This is a genomic window from Colwellia sp. Bg11-28 (genome assembly GCF_002836245.1).
Lineage (GTDB): Bacteria > Pseudomonadota > Gammaproteobacteria > Enterobacterales > Alteromonadaceae > Colwellia > Colwellia psychrerythraea_A.
Genome location: NZ_PJBA01000005.1, coordinates 120,787 through 138,892 on the forward strand (window position 1 = coordinate 120,787; position 18,106 = coordinate 138,892).

Annotated in this window: 12 protein-coding genes; 5 read left to right on the forward strand and 7 right to left on the reverse strand. The window is 35.5% G+C overall.

What is annotated here, in order from left to right:
- Window positions 1–182 precede the first annotated feature (182 nt).
- Together CXF79_RS05995 and CXF79_RS06000 are read right to left on the reverse strand one after the other, a co-directional pair.
- The gene (locus tag CXF79_RS05995) at window positions 183–884 is read right to left on the reverse strand and encodes a hypothetical protein (protein WP_101154328.1); all 702 of its coding nucleotides are present in this window, start codon (window positions 882–884) and stop codon (window positions 183–185) included.
- Window positions 787–7,086 carry an ATP-binding protein gene (locus tag CXF79_RS06000; RefSeq protein WP_101154329.1) on the reverse strand — a complete coding sequence of 2,100 codons (6,300 nt, stop codon included), beginning with the start codon at window positions 7,084–7,086 and terminating at the stop codon, window positions 787–789. The genes CXF79_RS05995 and CXF79_RS06000 overlap by 98 nt, the downstream gene beginning before the upstream one ends.
- Before the next feature lie 131 nt (window positions 7,087–7,217).
- Here CXF79_RS06000 and CXF79_RS23795 point away from each other — a divergent pair, with 131 nt between their 5' ends.
- From CXF79_RS23795 to CXF79_RS06020, 5 genes are all read left to right on the forward strand, one after another.
- Window positions 7,218–7,349 carry an alpha-amylase gene (locus CXF79_RS23795; protein WP_101154330.1) on the forward strand — a complete coding sequence of 44 codons (132 nt, stop codon included), beginning with the start codon at window positions 7,218–7,220 and terminating at the stop codon, window positions 7,347–7,349.
- A 52-nt stretch (window positions 7,350–7,401) separates the two neighbouring features.
- Window positions 7,402–8,058 carry a helix-turn-helix transcriptional regulator gene (locus CXF79_RS06010; protein ID WP_101154331.1) on the forward strand — a complete coding sequence of 219 codons (657 nt, stop codon included), beginning with the start codon at window positions 7,402–7,404 and terminating at the stop codon, window positions 8,056–8,058.
- A gap of 304 nt (window positions 8,059–8,362) precedes the next feature.
- The gene (locus tag CXF79_RS06015) at window positions 8,363–9,538 is read left to right on the forward strand and encodes a hypothetical protein (protein ID WP_157825848.1); all 1,176 of its coding nucleotides are present in this window, start codon (window positions 8,363–8,365) and stop codon (window positions 9,536–9,538) included.
- Window positions 9,539–9,622: 84 nt separating this feature from the next.
- A complete protein-coding gene (locus tag CXF79_RS23345) occupies window positions 9,623–9,814 on the forward strand; it encodes an endonuclease (protein WP_269801447.1) in 192 nt (63 codons plus the stop codon).
- A gap of 135 nt (window positions 9,815–9,949) precedes the next feature.
- Window positions 9,950–10,288 (forward strand): HipA N-terminal domain-containing protein, encoded by a 339-nt coding sequence (locus tag CXF79_RS06020; RefSeq protein WP_101154333.1) that lies wholly within the window; start codon window positions 9,950–9,952, stop codon window positions 10,286–10,288.
- 626 nt (window positions 10,289–10,914) lie between these two features.
- Here the strand turns inward: CXF79_RS06020 and CXF79_RS06025 are convergent.
- From CXF79_RS06025 to CXF79_RS06045, 5 genes are read right to left on the reverse strand one after another with little or no spacing between them, the layout of a single operon-like run.
- Window positions 10,915–11,139: a hypothetical protein gene (locus CXF79_RS06025; RefSeq protein WP_101154334.1), complete on the reverse strand. Its 225-nt coding sequence runs from the start codon at window positions 11,137–11,139 to the stop codon at window positions 10,915–10,917.
- A complete protein-coding gene (locus CXF79_RS06030; protein WP_101154335.1) occupies window positions 11,136–13,643 on the reverse strand; it encodes an RHS repeat-associated core domain-containing protein in 2,508 nt (835 codons plus the stop codon). The genes CXF79_RS06025 and CXF79_RS06030 overlap by 4 nt, the downstream gene beginning before the upstream one ends.
- A 16-nt stretch (window positions 13,644–13,659) precedes the next feature.
- Window positions 13,660–15,507 carry a hypothetical protein gene (locus tag CXF79_RS06035; RefSeq protein WP_101154336.1) on the reverse strand — a complete coding sequence of 616 codons (1,848 nt, stop codon included), beginning with the start codon at window positions 15,505–15,507 and terminating at the stop codon, window positions 13,660–13,662.
- Window positions 15,508–15,510: 3 nt separating this feature from the next.
- Window positions 15,511–16,023 carry an RHS repeat protein gene (locus CXF79_RS23495; protein WP_198560042.1) on the reverse strand — a complete coding sequence of 171 codons (513 nt, stop codon included), beginning with the start codon at window positions 16,021–16,023 and terminating at the stop codon, window positions 15,511–15,513.
- 49 nt (window positions 16,024–16,072) lie between these two features.
- On the reverse strand, window positions 16,073–17,806 hold the full coding sequence (locus tag CXF79_RS06045; RefSeq protein WP_101154337.1) for an alpha-amylase family glycosyl hydrolase: 1,734 nt from the start codon (window positions 17,804–17,806) through the stop codon (window positions 16,073–16,075).
- Between the last annotated feature and the right edge of the window lie 300 nt (window positions 17,807–18,106).

An 18,106-nucleotide genomic window follows, 5' to 3' on the forward strand; every position in this document is an offset into this window, starting at 1 on the left:
GTTAACAAGGTAAGTATACAACACCTTATTGTGTTTAGTGGTCCGACCAGTTGAGGGTCTCATTGTTGATAGGTGCTTTTTGGGGTTCACCCACACTAACTCGTTCCTTGTTAGTGTGGGTGAAGGGTAGCATTTTAATCATCATTTTTCAACTTTATGAATTCATTGATATTTATAAGTTTTTATTTCAAATTACGTAACTCTTCATTTAGGCTATGCCGAATTGATTTGCTTAACCTTTCAAAAGCTTCTAAGTTATTAATTCTCTTTGTTAAATTCTTAACTCGATTCTCAATTTCATCAGGCTCTTTTTCGGCATGAAATCTTAGAATGAAATTAACTTCGTTTGATTTTATTGTTCCTGCTAAAGTGTTAATCCATTCTTTAGTTTCTTCTGAGCTGGAAACTAAAACCGCTTGCTCAAACATGAATGTAATTAAAGTTCTTGCTGTACCATCTATTCGTTTGGCTATTTCCACCCAATTGTCTGATTCATCTAGGTTTTTAGGTTCATTTGAATCCCTTTGGTGGTAATAGCGAGGAATATGACTTTCTGGATTCAATGAATCTAAAGCCTTGGATATTGATTCAAAGCTTTCAAAAGGTCTTGTACCATTGGGAAATGTAGAATGGCTTTCCCAAAGTTGTAATATCGTTTCAAAACAATCTTTCTTTGCTTGTTCACAAGCACCATCCTTGGCCCGCTCGATTTGCTCTGACAGGTAATTAATCATCCACGTTGTTACTTGGTCAGGATCCTTTTGTTGAAGACTAGAAACAAGTTTCTTACCTAAACTTATAACTTTTTCTTGTGTCTCTAAGTCGTCCATCTCCAGATAAGATAAAGGTTTTACTGCTTTTGGGGATATATCTAAGTTCATCATCATTATTCCTATTTCGGGACGAGCCTGTAAATGAGCGTTCAATGTTCACTTGGAGTGCGATCTCAACGTTCATTTTGTTGCATATGAGCATTAAAAAATCTAAAGAGGCAATTGCTGGGCTTCCTGTTCTTATATATGTATCTCGGTCACTAGGTTTGTCTTCACTCCAGAACTTGCTTTGTAGGCAAATAGTCTTATCGCCGAAAAAATAATAAGTTTTTTTGTCTTTACTACAGTCTACTTCAATTGCTTTTATAACATCATCAGATAATTTAAAGGGTTGCGCATATATTTCACCAGCGAATGGATCGTTTGATTCAATCTCACTATTTTCTCCATCACGGCTAAGCCATTCTTGCCCTAAGAATTGATGGTTAGATTTATCGTCATACCTTGATTCACAAAAATCGTGTAAATAGCATTCATGCATATGGTTTTCAAAATTTATCGTTGTTACTAGTAATGATTGACTGAGCTTTTTGGGAACTAGAATACTAGAAAATGAAATTCTTTCATTTCTACTATCTTTATATTCATTCCACTCGCCGCTGACATTGAGTGACAAAAGATGATTATCATTATTAACTAATAGGTCGATAAAGTCGTTGCCAGTAATTTGCCATCTCCAATCTTCATCATAATCATCCTTAACCCAGTTTCTCCTTTTAATTGGCATTGGGTCCCTAAGTTCAGACAATAGCAGTTTGCTATTGTATAGAACTAAATGCCTTTGCAACCAAGAATCCCAACTTGAATATTCCTCATCATCTTCTTGAATTATTGGCATAGACTCTAGCAGTTTTGAGGCAACTTCTAGCATTAAATGATAAGAAATATAGAATGAATAATTGTCAATTCTAGGGTAGCTCGATCTATCGTTATGAACGTCATACCGATCTCTTCGGTTTTTCCATAGAGCGCTTCTAGGGTCTTTAATATGCGCAGTATTGAACGTCATAGTCCATTGGTTCGTAAGTACGTCTTTTGCGAGGTCCTCTACTTGATTACGAGATATGCCAAATACGCGGCCTAAAGGCTCAAACCAATATCTATCAAAGTCGTGTGCAAACCAAACTTCAGGTAACGCATTCAACACCTTAGCTTTATGCCAAGGAGATTCTGTACGATATCGATATTTATTTTCATTTAAAGGTGGTAATGGGCTTACACATCTATATGAGATTTTATCTATCGTTGATTTATCAAAACTAGCAGGTTTATCATCTTCAATTGTTAAACATATCTGTTTTGCGTAATATTGAAATAATATGCCTTGCTTACTTTTTAAGGCAATGTCAGCAAAAACCTGTCTTTCCCCATGTAATAAATCTGAGCCTTCGTCAACACAGCGAGTTAAAGCTATTAGAAGGTATAACTTTGCGTGCAACTCGTAAAATGGGTACTTAGTGGGGGTATAGGCTGGAGATAACCCCAAACTTAGATGAGAAATTAATAAATTGACTTCAGTTTGACAAGATAGTTTATATAATCTGATAACTGAATGAACTGCTCTCCAACGATCGTCAGCATAAGGTGAGCCTAAGTTTGCATATATATAACTACTTATAGTGCAAGGAATACCTTGTGGTAGATTGAGGTCAGCTTTCCAATTACCGTCGGCATAATCTTCATCGATGAACTCTTCAAATCTAGCAAGCCCAAAATTAACTAACTGATGAGCTTGTTCAATAGTTAACTTACTTGAGCTATAGTGTGCAAAACTAAATAATGCTCTAGGGGATTCAATATCTACGGAATCTGCAAGCCCCTTGATTATCCCCTTTTGAATTGCAATAGTTGTACTCTCATCAAGAATAAAGCATTCTATAAAATAATTTCTTTCATAAATTTCAGTAAAGCGATTTGGAAACCTAGAAGCAATATAGCTAACTACATTGTTCCAAGATTTTTTTACTGATGCTTTTTCTTTCCAATCTGTCGGTATTTTTTTAAAAACACTGTGAAGATCATAGAACTCTAAAAAATCTGATTCACATACAACTTTAAGAAATGACATCAACCTCCTAGATGTTACTGTACGATAACAACCGCCCCAAAACTCTTCTGGAGCACCAGGTCTTCTTTGGCTATCATAGATTCTATAGGCTTCTCTAAATCCATTCGCCGTTAATAGGTCAAAGTGACCGTAAGTTTTTTTCCAGTTATTTTCTACTTCTTGGTCTTTTTTAATACTTTTTTCGCTAGGAAATGATGTCGTACTTTTCGATTTTTTTGGGCTAATGAGGTAGCTAAGGTTTTTTAATTCATCATTTTTTAAATCATATTTTTTTGCAATGTCAGAGACTTTTAGCCAAATATCTCCTACAGTTCCTTTTATTCTAAGATCTCGTATTAACTGATCCAATATTAGCTGTTGTTTAAATTTAGATGTTTCTTGATCTATGCACTTTTCACAAAAGTCTTCTTGGCTAAATTCCCAAGAAAAAGCAGATAGAACCGATAAAGATGAAGGTGTTGTCGATTTCGAATCTATTGCATTGTGCGCTAACGTATACATTTGCCTATCGCTCCAGCCAACATTTCTCTCTTTCCAGCGGTTAAATATTGCAAAAGCTGACTCTGGAGAGAGTTGAAAACAGGTAGCCAGAGCGTCATTGCGATCCCAATATTTTTCTCTTTCCACGGAGTTACCGATCATTTCAGCACACCTCATATACCTATGAGCAAGTTCTGGATTATTATTGTTATCTTCAGCACTACGTTTCGTGATAGCAGTTAAAGCTTCCCAGCGAGCTACGGCTTCTTGACCAAAATTAGAAGCTTTATTTAACGCGTCATCAAAATAAGATGCGGCATCATCCTTTCCTATATTTAGTACTGCTCTAGCTAAAGTAATATAGCTTTCAGAGTATGTTTCTGGTGACTCTTCAATATCAAATGTTTTTAATGTTTGGCAACAGGATTTTTCAATTTTTTCACTTAATTCATGAAGTTTTTCATTTCTACAACTAGCTCTAAGGTAGTAAAAATCACTAGTTAGTGAAGTTTTTAGTTTCTTGTTCTCATGCTCCTTAGTAAAAGAGTAAATAGCTTCAGAACAATCAAAAGTATAAAATAAAATATTTTGAAATTTAACTTTAGCTATTTCATAAGGGGCAGGTTCATATTCTCGATATGAACTATTAGAGACTGTTGAAGATAATTTCTCAGCAAGATCATGTTTTTCCCCTAGGTCAAGCTGTTGCCCTGTTAATATTCGGGCTTTTACCATATACCAAGGTAATAGTTTACCAATTAATTCTTTTGATCTGCTTAGCTCCCTAGAATGATCATGCGAAGCATTTTCATCTTTCCAGTCCTTTGGAATAATGGTTTCAACATCTGAATTAAAGTCGTTATTAACCGCGGCTTGAATCGCTAGGTAACGTAAAAAAAGCTCTCTCGCACCATCATATTGATGTTCATCAGCAACCCTATAAAGTCTAGGAAAAGAATAATAGTAATTTACACCTCTTTTAATGTTTTTTAGCGGTAACTTATGAATTAGACATGATTCAAAAAATGATAAATATGCGTCTAATGAATATCCTGTTTTGTTAAAATAATCTGAGACTTTTTCCAATTTTGAGGAAGGTTTAATTATTTGATTTAAGCAACGAGTTAAGCATTGCCTAGGTGGAGTTCTACCAACTTTCATCAGCTCTGAAGTGATAGCTAAAACAAAACTAGGATTGTGTTTACCAAAGTTTGCCATTAATTCAATTATGTCAAAGCGACCAGCATCAACAAAGCGTTCCATTAACCTAGAAGTGACTCTAAATATACACTCTGCCGGACTCCAAGATAGTAAAAAGTCCACACATTTTTTCCAGCCATTTATATGAAACTCTGCTGTAGCTAATTCGATAATTTCGATATCTTCTAGTTTTTCATTAAGACGATCTTGTTCTTCTTTTGCTTCATCGCGCTTGTCAAAATACCTATGAAGCCAATGATTTGCTGATCTAAGGTAACTGTTAGCTTCGCCTTTGTTACTTGATAAAGTTGATAGCATTGAAGCTGAGTAAACAGTTTCTGAACCATCCCAATTTCCAAAAAACTCTTTTCTATGTGCGAGTTCTTGTATACGACCTGATGACAGAAACTGAGTAGTTAGATCTAAATTATTCGATAAGACCTCTACCTGGCGCTCATTACCGGCAATTTCCTCACCAGCTCTAAGCGCAAGTTTACTCGCTTCATATATCCTATCTTCCTTAAGCGCAGCTTTAAAAGCATACTGTAATCGATAAATTTTGACTTTTCTTGCGTCAAACGGACTGCCTTTAGGTAAGTAATCATCGGATAATGCCAACTGAACAAGTTCATCAAAGCGTTCTGCCTTTAAAAGAAGTAGTGGTAAGTTTTCAGCAATATAGGATTGCTCGTTTGATAGAGGCTTAATGGCATCAACATATTTTGAAACTTGGTCAACAGATGCTGAATATTTCTCTTGGAACCAAGTTTCTGTTGGTTCATCTCTGAACTGAGCTGAGTCATCTATCAGCCAGAGGGGACGTCCTAAGTCAGCTATGAAGCTTCTTACCGATTCTTCGGCTACATTTGCAACTTTTGCTAATACATTTAATGGAACAAAGGGGGGTAATGTTGCAAGGCCGGTGCAGATATCATCAATGCTTTTCCTATAATTTAGTGGAAAATCATCTTTAATTCTTTCTATCGATTCCTCCAACTGCCTCTCGATCAAATCTTCAACAGTCACAGGAGTTGAACCAAATGAAAATAGCAGTTCATCTAGTGATTTTGATTTTAAAGCTAAGGCGCTAGATTGAACTCGGGGATTCCCTCCGGTTAAGCGGTTGAACTCAATAGCTTGTTCTATGCTAGCCTTTGGATAGTTTCGCTGTAAGTAAAGTAGAGCTTCTTTATTCGAAAAAGGAGATAGTGAGATTGGTTTTATTTTATTTGGGGGTTCTAATAAGTGCAGCCTTTCTGGTCTACAAGTGAAAACTAACCTACAGTTTTTAGGAACAACTTCTTTTAATAACAGCTTAACAAAGCACGGTTCTCCAAACTCTTCAGCAGCCATTTCAGCATTATCTGCGGCATCAAATATAATGACTAATAGTGCATTTTTATCTTGTTTTAATAAATCTGTACATATTTCTTCAATCCTAGATAAAAATGCTTTTATCCAGTATTCATAAGGTTCATTTCTAGCAGGAATTATTTGATCGCATAACCCATCTTTGGCAAAAGTATTAATCAATTGTACAAGAGCATCTTTTGCTCCATGCCTTTTTGTACTTGGTCTTCGATAGCTGCCGTTACCAAAACAGTCATATGCGACAACTATTGATGGTTCATTAAATTCATTTGTTAAATTACTACTTAAAATAGATTTACCAACACCTCCACTAGCCGTGATTATGGTGTGAGTAATAGCAGATTCTATTGATTTTACGATGCTTGTTTGTTTATCTCTAGGAACATAGTCTGGAATAGGTTCAAATAAAGGCGATGCAGGAAAGAAATCATTGATGTCAGTTACGTCAAAGGCTTCTAAAATATCCTCTTGTTTGAGAACATTACTTTTACCAGGTTCTATTTTCTCCCAAATTTTTGCAACTAACAGTTTCTCTCTATCAGATATATTCTTTGATACAGTTAACTTTGATAATTCTTTATGAATATCATGCTTTTGCTCATCATAGTTACCCTCTGAGTCACAAAGACTTAGGTTCTTACAAAACTGTTTAAGCTCTGAGTCGTTGAGTTTTGTATAACTTTTTATAGTTTGAGTAAATGTCTTTCCTGCTTCAATCCCCTTTGCAATTTTCTCGATGTTTTTTTTGAAATTAGGCGATATTAACCGATTCGTTATAACGGTAAATTTTTTTCTTATGTAGCCATGACTCTTGCCATCGAGTTCCTTAAACCGTTTTGACAACCCTTTAATCGTATCTTCAAGTAAACTTAGCGTGAAGTGTTTATCAACTTGAACAGTTGAGTGCTTAAGCTGAAAATATTCAACTGATTTCTTACCACTCGTAGATATACTGTATTCCGCTACATCAACAACACATTCTCCTGCAAGGCTAGGCTCTAACGAACCTTCAATTGTTATATGAGATAAGTCTGTATTGAAATCTAATAACTTTAAGCTTCGTTTAACAGCCCACCTGTAGTGAAAAATATCACCTGCTCTTGAAAAATGTATTAAATCTGAGTTTTGTTGCATTTTCTTTCCTTGAATATCTTACTCAATAGCAAATATCATCAAATATCTTTTTATATCATGAATATATCAATTCTATTTTTACATCACAGGCATAAGATTATCACAGACAATCAATCAACTAGGAGAAAATAATGTCTAATCAAACCAATAACCATAAAGGTAATCAGGGAAATACTAATAAAGGCACTTCAGGAACCAACCCTGCTAATGCTAAAGTACAAGGTAATAAAGGTAAGCAAATGAATCCAAACCAGAAAAAATAATTGGTAATGGAGAGGCAGGTGATTATTCACCTGCTTCATTTTAAGGATAATTATGGAAGCAACAGCAAATCCCAAAAAGAGTAAGCGGAAATTCAAACAGACCAAACAGTTAGTGAGATTGGCAGTTAATGATGGGTGGTCACAGGCTGAAATTGCTGATGCTTGTAGGACTCAACAGTCTGTTGTGAGTGCATGGAGTAAAGGAACAAAACAAGCCACAGAGCAACAACTGAAGCCCTTACTCGAACAGTTTGGTCATAAATTACGACGAAACACCTTTAAAGTATATTGGAACACTGACTCTGAAACTAAAAAAACGTCCTACTACAAGCTTGAGGGTAAGGTAATTCTTAACCAAGCATCCTGTTATAAGAAAGTGCAAACATATAAGAAATATATTCAAATACCGACGAAAAAGTTAGTCATCCATCATCAGGGCACGAGTAAGTTCAGAATTGTAGTGCAAACTCGATTGAAACTTTCAACAGGTCATGAGTTAGAATCAGCAGTAGATGATTCTGTATGGAACTCAGTAATCACTAAGCAAGTTGACTTAGCAGAACTTCTAGAGCTTATAGATCACTACTCAAAAGAAGACTTGAAAAGTTATCCTAATGAAGCAATCACATTACCATTCATAGCAAGACAAGCTTTGCTAAATCATGGCTTTAATATTGAAGGGGTTGTTGAAGTCCCTGCTGTTTGGTAAGTTTAAGAAACCCCAAATAGGAAGTTGGCACCTCAACGCCAAAACATGTGGGTTACCACAACTGTTTGAAGCACCAATTTGGTAAGCCCTGTGACTAGCCAGTTCGCTACCACAGCGCTATTCAAACAATTTTAGGAGCACATTGTTATTGCTTTGAATAAGCTAGGCCAAAGGTACTGCTGATTAGCCGAAACATAACATGTGATACGGGATAGGGTGGGCAGAAAAGCCAGCCGTCACTTTTGTGGCCGCTGGCTTTTTATTTTAGCTAATTTTATAGTCACTAATGTTGATTAACCATGTAATGAAGAATAATAAATGTAGTTTTCATTTCCCACAGGATGAGTCTTTACAAAGCTTTTTATTCAGAATTTTGAAAGTTAATGGTTATATTAACTATTCCAGCATACTTGTTCCATATTCTGGGTGGGGAAGTAGGCCCTCTATCTCTTTTGAAGCTAAAGACATATTAATTGGAGTGAGTAAATCTCAGTTATTAAAGTTACTAGAGAAAAATACACTTATATCAAAAGAAGAGTCTGACTTCGTCAATCATTTTGACTATGTTCAGCTTTTCGATAAAACTTTCGCGCCACAAAAAACTACGAAATCAGCTGGAAAAGGCATGAATATCCACTTTTGCCCTCTTTGCATGAAAGCGCAAATGTATCAATACGGTTATTCATATTTTAAAAATGATTGGAACAACCAACTTTACTGCCTTAAACATTCTGAAAAACTGTTAGCATTAAAACCATCTAATATGAGCTTAATGATAATAAATATTGATAAAATATTAAAATGTGAAGTTGATGATAGTTTCACTTTTATTCCTAAATATAATCAGCCGCATTTCATGACGGCTTTTGACCGATCTGTAAAGTTCGCCCCTTGTGCAAAAAAACAACTTATATATTGGATTCTTAAAAATTCAAAGTATTACCCTCAAGGATATACTGATATATGCGACTATGGATTGTTAAACCCCATTGCTAAAAAAGCATTTAATTCAAAAAGGTATCGATACGAAATAGAATCGGACTGGGATAGGTTTTATCAACAGATAACAGAATACGCTCATAAAGATTTGACCGATTATATCCAAAAGCATATGGTTTTTGATTTTGCTCAATTTAGAGATAAAGGAATAATCAGTGATCACAAAGTTATTCTTAAAAATAAATATAAAAGTTGCCAAGCATGCCAGAAGTTTTCATACGACAATTATAAAACATGTTCAAAAAACACATTGCTTTATAACCCTAAAACTATTTATGAGTCTAAGAATGGATATAAAGAATCATTTGATTATAAAGACCATAAATTAGAATTTGATATTCAAAGGCATCAAAATAAGCTTGGAATAAGGCAAGGAGAAGCACAAGTACGAAGAGAAATTAAAATGTCGTATGAATACAAAAGACTAGGGGGGAAAGAAAATTATATGAAGATATTAAAGAAGGCTGTTTATACTCTATAATAGAAAGTTGATCTGTTATTAATTATCGAATGAAATGTGGTGAGTAAGTGGTAATGGAAACCTATTGATCCGGTACCTAATTGTTTGATTAGATGTGATAGCTCGATTAATAATGCTAGGGTTGCTTTTTATATGAGTGAAAAATACGGAATATCTTATTCAAAAAGCCAGCTTAAATTATTCAATCAATGGGATTACCAAGTTCCTATTTCTGCACAAGAAAGAGAGCACAATAAACGAGTTATTCAAGTTCAGGGCTTTGGCCTAGAACAATAGTAAATGCTATTATTGAATTATGGCACATGCCACTTTAGACTCATTATTTTATTATGCGGAAGCTCCTAGCGAACCACCTAAAGGTTCAAAAAAGGCTAAGTTTAATGCTGTTGTGAACTTATTTAGAGGATAGTTATGTCGCACGTCAATCGTAAAGCTAAAATATTTGTTAATGGCGTTTTAGCCGGTACTTTGGAAGAGTGCATAAATGAAAAAGTAAGTACCTTTGTCTTTCAATACGTGATTGATTATCTTAAGGGGGCGGGCTCGCCTATTGGCTTTCATTTTCCATTAACTGCGACACCTTATGAGTTTAATGAATTACCGCCTTTTTTTTCGAACCTAGCGAGTGAGGGCTGGTTAAAAGAAATTCAATGTAACCAAGGAGGTGTAGATCAAGACGATATTTTTGGCTTATTACTAGCAAATGGTAAAGAGATCATTGGTGCCTTATCTATAGTTCCAGATTATTGAACATCAGCTGGTTCAGTCGTAACTTGGTTAAATTCTATAGTTAGCAAATAAAAACAGGTAGGCTATTTGGAGTGAAACCCTATAGCACTAATAGGATGGAGTCCCACACTGGATAGCTCTAACATTGACTGTGCCATACAATAGATATAAATATCTTACTTCTATAGGTTACCAAAATTGCTGTTCTCTAGCTCCGGACTTGTATCCGTGCATTTCAGGAACAATAATATGAGCTAAAATAATCATAAACAAGTTATTAATCTAGTTTTGGGCCTACCATAAGTTACTCCTAAATGTGGTTTACGTTTAAATCTTAAACCCAGAATAATCAAATTATCTTTATTTGTCTAATTTCCCAGCTTTCCGATAATGAGTAGATATTAAAATGGAGAATAATCATGACTGAACAAGAGCAGAAGAAATTTATTATTAACTTCGTTCAGATTCCCTTACATTTAATAAATTGTCAGATAGGTTGGTAGAGTATTAACCTAACAACATATCCCTAGTAGGTTCTAAAATTATCCGTTGAAGAAATGCATGTAAATCAATACACAATCTAACATTAGTTACTTTGACTTAATACAATAAAAAGCCCCGACTAGCGAGGCTTTGGATTCAAAAGTTTATTTTAATAACTCACTTTTAGCTTCTTTAAGTGCTCTGATATAAGTTTCTAAATCTATTGGCTCATCAGAAACTTGTCCTTCAGGTGCCTCAAAACAAATGCCTTTTGAAGGTTCATTTGTAACTAACCCGAAAAACGTCCCATCAATAGTTATTTCTGCAATTAAGCACTCATAATCAACATCACTACATATTTGAATATCTACTTTTTGTTTATTTTTCATTTTTTCTTTGGCTCCAAGAAACCTCTAAATTTGCCTTTGTCGTCATATCTAGCCCCTCTTCCATCGGAAGAAGTTACGTCTGTACCACCAAATCGATTTCCTTCTGATGAAGTAGAGTCAGGGTCATTCATAATACCTTCTAATTGGCCTTGGCCCTGCTTATTTTTGTCATCCGCATTTCCTGTTGCTGGAGGGAAAGCTGAACCGGGGCGAGAACCGTGCTTTTGTAATGCTCTACCTGATTTAGTAAGTTTGCCACTCTTATCGGCTGAATCGGGGTCATTACCCGAATCAGGGTCTGGTGTATCAGGAGAATCATCAGACATTTCATTATAAGCTAATACACCAACAACACCTATGACTGTTCCTGCTACAGCACCGATAACTGCACCAACTGGGCAAGCAGGACCTGAGACTGCACAACCTATCGCAGCCCCTACGGCAGTCGTAGTTTTACCTGTTGGATCTAAATTATTAACAGGATCATTCCCCACATAAGCATAAAGATTCATCTGATCTTCATAACCCACTGGGTCAGTCTGAAGAAAACGACCTAACTTGGGATGATAAATCCGTGCTTTGTAATAGTTTAGCCCTATTTCTGATAAATATAACTGCCCAGTATAACCAAATCTACCTTGATTTCCTTCACTTGGTACGCCATGACTATCATAGGTATTAATATGGTTCGTAATCCCGCTACTGTTTGATGCGACCATAATTGAACCTTGATGGTTACTGTGTAAAAACTGGCGATTAGTTGAACTGACGCTGCTACCGTTATAGGTAATTAGTGGGTTATCAACCCCCTGGCCATGAATATATCGATTAACTATTGAACTACCACTATATTCTGCAATAAGAGCATCCCTATCATAGATAAACTTCTTGGTACTGCCTCCAGAAGTGAATGTATTTAGTCTGCCAAGTGGGTCATAAGTTAATATCGTATTGTTTCTTGAAGAGGTTAATAGTCTGTTTTCTATATCATAAGTATAAGAGAAATTACCATCGCTAGTTAAATTACCATTATCATCATTAGTAACTGTTTTGCCGTTAACTTTAGTATATTGATTTAAACCATTTACTACATAACTACCAGTCGCACCTACGACAGAGTCCTCATGGTGGTAATTATTATTAGTGAGTGTCAAAAGGTTTAACTGACTTGCAGGGTTATACCCGTAAGTATATGTATTATCGTTACTTGTACCGTTTAAGTTATGCATTAAACTATCTAAGCGCGATACTTCGTCATAACCTAATGTGGTGCTAGCGGAATTACTTCGTTTTAACTGTTTTAAACGTGCAAAACCATCATAAACATGAGTAATAATTGCTGGTAATGTCGTGCTATTTTCCTGTATGGTCGTTAATTGGTCATTTTCATTATAACCATATTGGAAATATTTATTATCCGGATGAATAATACGCTCTCTATTACCATTATCATCATACTGATGCTTAATTGTATAATTAGTTCCGTTGGTATTATTGCTTTCGTTTTTAAGGTTGCCAAAGCCATCAAAAATACGTGTGACCCCCAGCCCTGAATCCGAGCCATATTTTGCATGTAACTCTAAACCTCGCAGGTCATAGTTATAATAGACATCTTGAGCCGTAGTGCTTGGCCAATCTTTTTTAATCACTTGATTTAAATTATCGTATAGATAATGAATAGTACGGGCATCTCGCTTTCTAAATGACTTTCGATTGCCATTATCATCGTAGCTAAATTTTTCGTAATCTGTCGTATTATAACCACCACCACCAATGGTATTTTTATCGGGAAAATACCAATACTCCAAACGACTATGACCATCATATGTCATATGAGCAAGGTTACCGTTAGCGTCTGTCACATCAGTACGTCTGTTATAAATATCATAAACATTAGTTACATATGTTTGTTCTAGACTCGTCCCAACGGCGCGTTTTTCGGTAAGCACTTGATCTTTATTATTATAAGTAAATTTCGTTATTCTATCTGTACCATCACTGCCTGAAGCCCCTATTGAACAGGCACTTGCTGGTAAGCTGCTATATCTACTTTTGTTCATACGTACAGTGATGCACTCTACTCTGCCGTAAACATCGTAACTGTATTGAGTTAAGGCGTAATCAGTTCCATTCCTCGACTCATTTGTTTGTGTTTCTTTCCTACCATAATCATTATAAGTAAAGCTTTGCTTGCCAGAAATTATTAAACCATTCCAAGAACTAGGCTTAATATTTTCGTTTTGCCATGAAGATAAGTAACCAGTTTCTATTTTTGTTAATAGACCCCTATTATTATATGTATTTCTTGTTGCTAGATAACTTGCTCCACGATTAGTGCTTGGCTGGATAACGCCGGTAACCTGACCATTTAAGTTGTAACGTGTGGCTGTCAAGTAATCAGCAGGACCTTGTAGCGCTAAAGCATTAAAGCTCATTAAAAAATAAATACTTAATAGAACTCTAACTGTGGTTGCTCTTATCAAACTAGTTAATTTCTTTTTCATTATTTAGAATCCTTTCCTATTTAATACAGGTTGTTAAACCAGCTTTAGGGCTAGTTTCACCAATTTGGTTTCCATAATGGTCATAGCTATAACAAGTGCGCAAAGTTTTACCATTAGCAGTTATAGCTACACCTACAAGAAAAAAGTTGCCAGGTTCATATTCATAACTGGTAGTTATTTCATCATTACCAGCACAAGAGCTACCGCTATAAGTTGAATTAATACAAGAACTTTTCGTTGCCTTTAACCAAACACCATCAGGAGATTGTTCAGGTGTATCTTGATTAATTTTGTGGGTGGCAAATTGTTGTTGATAAGCATACCGAGTTTGCGGGCGTATCCCTTTCTTATTGGCAGGTTTTGTTATTGATAGAATTTGGCCTGATGCCGCATGGTATGTATAGTTTGTCGTATTACCTTTTCCATCAGTAGTCCAGTTCGGCTTATTACATTTTCTTATATTGCTACAGGTAGCATCAAAGTTAGCCGTTTTCGTAATAAAGGTGCTGCGGTTAACAGTGAATTTTTTCACTTTAGTTAAATTCCCCCGCGTATCATATTCGTACTCTGTTGTTAAACCATTAACAGTTATTGATTTTACTCTGTTTGCTTGGTTCTGAGAATATTCTGCAGATAATCGAGGTGTTGTTACTTGACCCTTTATGTAATCAGTCCCAAACCTGCGCATAACAACATCAAAGCGGCCTTGATAATTACTGCTTCGCCCTGATTGGACATATATTGTATCTGGTTGATTATGGTTGTATGACCACTTGATACCGTTAATATCAACAGTATCAATTAAGCTAAAACGAACATTACACTTCCTAGCCGTGCTTGACGAGTGATTATCTACAGGAGTTAACTGGGCATGATGGTCATACGTATAATCACGAGTTCCAATTGTAAGGTCATCACTTCGTACTTCAGTGATTCGAGTTCTGTACACAGGGTTAAAACTTACAGCGCTCATCCCAAAATCTCGTTCACAAGCATTTTCATCTTTAATTAACTCGTGTTTGTATGTCGTTTTACGGTTTTCAGCATCTGTAACGGTGAATAAACCATTTCCAACTTGGACACCTGCGCCATATCTACCTAATATATCAGCAGCATAAGGCCAATCATAAGTAACCTTTGGCCAATTTCCAGTGATAGAACAATTCTTTATTTCTGAATCGCAATACTCGTGAGCCTTATTTATAGCAATTATTGATTCAGGGTAAGACTGCGCAATTAATAAATCTGAACTGTTGTTTGCTTCATAGGTATTTCCAGTATAAGTACTTGGATTTGGGTTAGTATATTGATACTTAAACTGGAACCCTGTATTGGTCGTAATACCATATGCATGTTTAGTTATTTTAACGCCATTGGGGTATGTAATTCCTTCAAAGTCATATACGACACCGTTTCTATCAGTGAATCTATATTGTTGTGTCATGCTGCCATTCATGCTTATTTTTTCAAGCAAAGAACCATCTTCATTCAAAGGTGAAAAACCGTCATCTGGGTCACCAAAAGTATTAGGCGCAAAAACTTGAGTTATTAACCCTATATGTACATTTATTCGGCCCCAACGAGCAGGCCAAACTTTGAAATCATAGTTATCAACAAATCCCCAAAAAATGCTGTCATAAGTTGCAATAGAATGACTTATTTGACTCACACCAGTGCCAATTTTTAAATCTGTTTGCGTAAAAGTAGGAAGTGCACTAAGTAAATTCACATCTGCAGTGTCTTGTACAGATACTGCTGGGGGGGGAGCAAGTGAAAAGTTTTCTTCTGCATAACATACAGAAGTAGCTGTTTGAAAAGCGAGTGCGCTAGTCAAGATTATAGTTTTTAAGTTATTATTTTTCATGGTCTAATTATTCCCCACTTCTTTTCTATTACCTGCAGGGTCGAAATCATAATCCCTGTCTCCATTCATGCTGTCAGTTACTTTAATTAAACGCCCTAAAGCATCATATTTGTAGGTAATTTCAGGTGTCCCCTGCATAACTGCAAAACTAGCAGAGCCATCAAGAAGGTAAGAGCCCCCACTCCCCATACGGCGCCAATAAAAAACCTTATAATAATAATATCCATATTTTTGTGTTCGAGTTAAGCTCAGAGTTTTTGTGTAACGGCTACTAATAGAATGCGTATTAATTAAACTCCCCCATAGGTACTCCTCGACTTTATAGGCCGCTCTAGAACCCCATAAATCTCCAACAGCTGATGAAGTCCAACTAATTGTAACGTCACCATTAGTAGTCAAATGGTGTGGTTCACCATTCACTAATACAACTGCAGAGCTTTCAGCCATAAACAGCACTAAAGCTAGAGTAAGATACTTACCTAAAATACTAAATTTAGAATTGGTCAGAAATTTCATAATTGCTTCCATGTAATATTCACTATGTGTATGTACTATTAATATATTATTAGTTCTTGATATTGAGTTGTCGTGCTAAAACAATTGATTCACCTGCACTCAACTGCAAAGTTTCAGAAAGTTCAATATTGGATTGAGAAAGTAACTCTTGATACGACCCCTTAAGATTGTCAGGAATGGTTACAATTACATCTTCGAATGGGTTAAGGTTTACAAATACCATTCGGCTAATTTCACCACTTTTAAAGTGACCAACAAACGCGTTATCAATAGCCACAGAGGATGTGAATATTTTATTATTAGATGAAAATACAATGTCATTTTGCTTTAAATGAAGTAAGTTTTTATAATGCTGAAGTAGAGATGACTTATGTTGCTGCTCTTCTACATTGTTGTTAAGGACGTATTTTGCCATCGATGAATTCCATGGTTCAAAATCAACTAGCCATGGAAACCAAGCACTGTCATCTACCCAAGGACGGGCACCATTGTTAAATTTTCCATTAAGGCCATTCCCCCAATGCATCAAGCTTCTGCGGTAAACGTCGTCATTAAATAATTTCTGCTCTACACCAACTTCTTCTCCGTAATATGTCACGGTATTGAAGGGGCTGAGTATTGTTAATGTGGCAAGTATTTTGTTGGTTAAGTGGCTATTTGGCGTTGGTGATATAAATCGGTTTACATCATGGTTACTTAGGAAAATAATATTTTGTTTATTTTTTGGAGTATTATTTATAATGAGTTCATATAACTGGTTAATGCCGTGTTTAATAACACTTACGTGGTCATAATGAGAAAATTGTTGCTCACTAACATTTTCATAAAGCCCAAGAATATTACCCGAAAATTCGAAGTTAAATATCGCATCAAAACCTCCAGCCTCGGTTAAGTATGCTTTTGAAGTATTAATATCAGCATAAGTTTCTCCAACAAAAAACACCTCTGGGTTTAATTGTTTCGCAAATTGAATAAACTCTACAATCCAAGAGTGATTGGCAATAGTATCGGCTTGCCCTGTTGTACCAGGTTCTTCAACCAAATACCTAGCTGCATCAATACGAAAGCCATCAACACCTTGGCCTATCCAATGTTTTAGAACCTTCTTTAGTTCTTTTTTAACAATGGGGTTATGATAATTCAAATCAGGGTTTGAATAACCAAATACGCCATAGTACCAACCAACTTTATTTTCCTTTGAATGCCAAACCTTTTGAGGTGCTGCGACATCACTCCAAGGTAAGCCTTGCTCTTGAGGGAGGTCTTGACTCCACGCATAATATTCAGGATATTTTTGAGTTTGCAGAAACCACGGATGTTGATCAGACGTATGGTTGATAGGTAAATCTAAAATAATTTTGATATTATTTAGTTCTGCTTTATCAAGCAGTTCTTTTAAATTAGTGGTAGTACCAAAATCAGAGTTAACTTCAAAATAGTCAATTACATCGTAGCCATGATATGACGGCGTTTCAAATATCGGGCTAAGTAAGATTGCTTCAACACCAAGAGATTTTATATATGTTAACTTTTCCGTAATTCCTTTTATATCACCATTACCATCATTGTTTGAGTCGTAAAATGAACGAATCCATATTTGATAAATACTGGTTGAGTCCCACCAATTATGGCTTTGCTGTGATTGTTTTATAGAGTTAGAATTACTTGTGCTTTTTACAGAAAGCGAATAAGTATTTTGCTTTGAAATGACTTCTTCTTGCTGCTCAGAAGGTGAACACGATATTAATGTTAGACACACTAACAAGCACAAATGTAGTTTCATTTAAATTCCATTTCAAATTAAATTATAGCTTCCTTGATTAAATCTCAATTATTAGGCTTTAAAAAAGGATATAAATTTCAAATAGAAACATACACAGGACTGACATAAAATAGTACATGAATACGTATGCACACTTTCTTATGGCTTTATAAAAAGAGCCAATTATTACATTAATTGGGCTTATGTAATGATCGAAATTATTAATACCAATTATGGGAAAATGACTTGTGCTGTTAGAGCCTTAGATTTATTATCAGAACTGATTACAAGACAATTTACTCCTCAATAATCCCCTTAATA

What these genes read in the sequence shown, in the direction of transcription:
- CXF79_RS23495 (WP_198560042.1), bottom strand. Translation starts at nt 16,023, where the DNA reads ATGAAATTTCTGACCAATTCTAAATTTAGTATTTTAGGTAAGTATCTT.
- CXF79_RS06000 (WP_101154329.1), bottom strand. Translation starts at nt 7,086, where the DNA reads ATGCAACAAAACTCAGATTTAATACATTTTTCAAGAGCAGGTGATATT.
- CXF79_RS06030 (WP_101154335.1), bottom strand. Translation starts at nt 13,643, where the DNA reads ATGAAAAAGAAATTAACTAGTTTGATAAGAGCAACCACAGTTAGAGTT.
- CXF79_RS06025 (WP_101154334.1), bottom strand. Translation starts at nt 11,139, where the DNA reads ATGAAAAATAAACAAAAAGTAGATATTCAAATATGTAGTGATGTTGAT.
- CXF79_RS06020 (WP_101154333.1), top strand. Translation starts at nt 9,950, where the DNA reads ATGTCGCACGTCAATCGTAAAGCTAAAATATTTGTTAATGGCGTTTTA.
- CXF79_RS06010 (WP_101154331.1), top strand. Translation starts at nt 7,402, where the DNA reads ATGGAAGCAACAGCAAATCCCAAAAAGAGTAAGCGGAAATTCAAACAG.
- CXF79_RS05995 (WP_101154328.1), bottom strand. Translation starts at nt 884, where the DNA reads ATGATGAACTTAGATATATCCCCAAAAGCAGTAAAACCTTTATCTTAT.
- CXF79_RS06035 (WP_101154336.1), bottom strand. Translation starts at nt 15,507, where the DNA reads ATGAAAAATAATAACTTAAAAACTATAATCTTGACTAGCGCACTCGCT.
- CXF79_RS06015 (WP_157825848.1), top strand. Translation starts at nt 8,363, where the DNA reads ATGAAGAATAATAAATGTAGTTTTCATTTCCCACAGGATGAGTCTTTA.
- CXF79_RS23795 (WP_101154330.1), top strand. Translation starts at nt 7,218, where the DNA reads ATGTCTAATCAAACCAATAACCATAAAGGTAATCAGGGAAATACTAAT.
- CXF79_RS06045 (WP_101154337.1), bottom strand. Translation starts at nt 17,806, where the DNA reads ATGAAACTACATTTGTGCTTGTTAGTGTGTCTAACATTAATATCGTGT.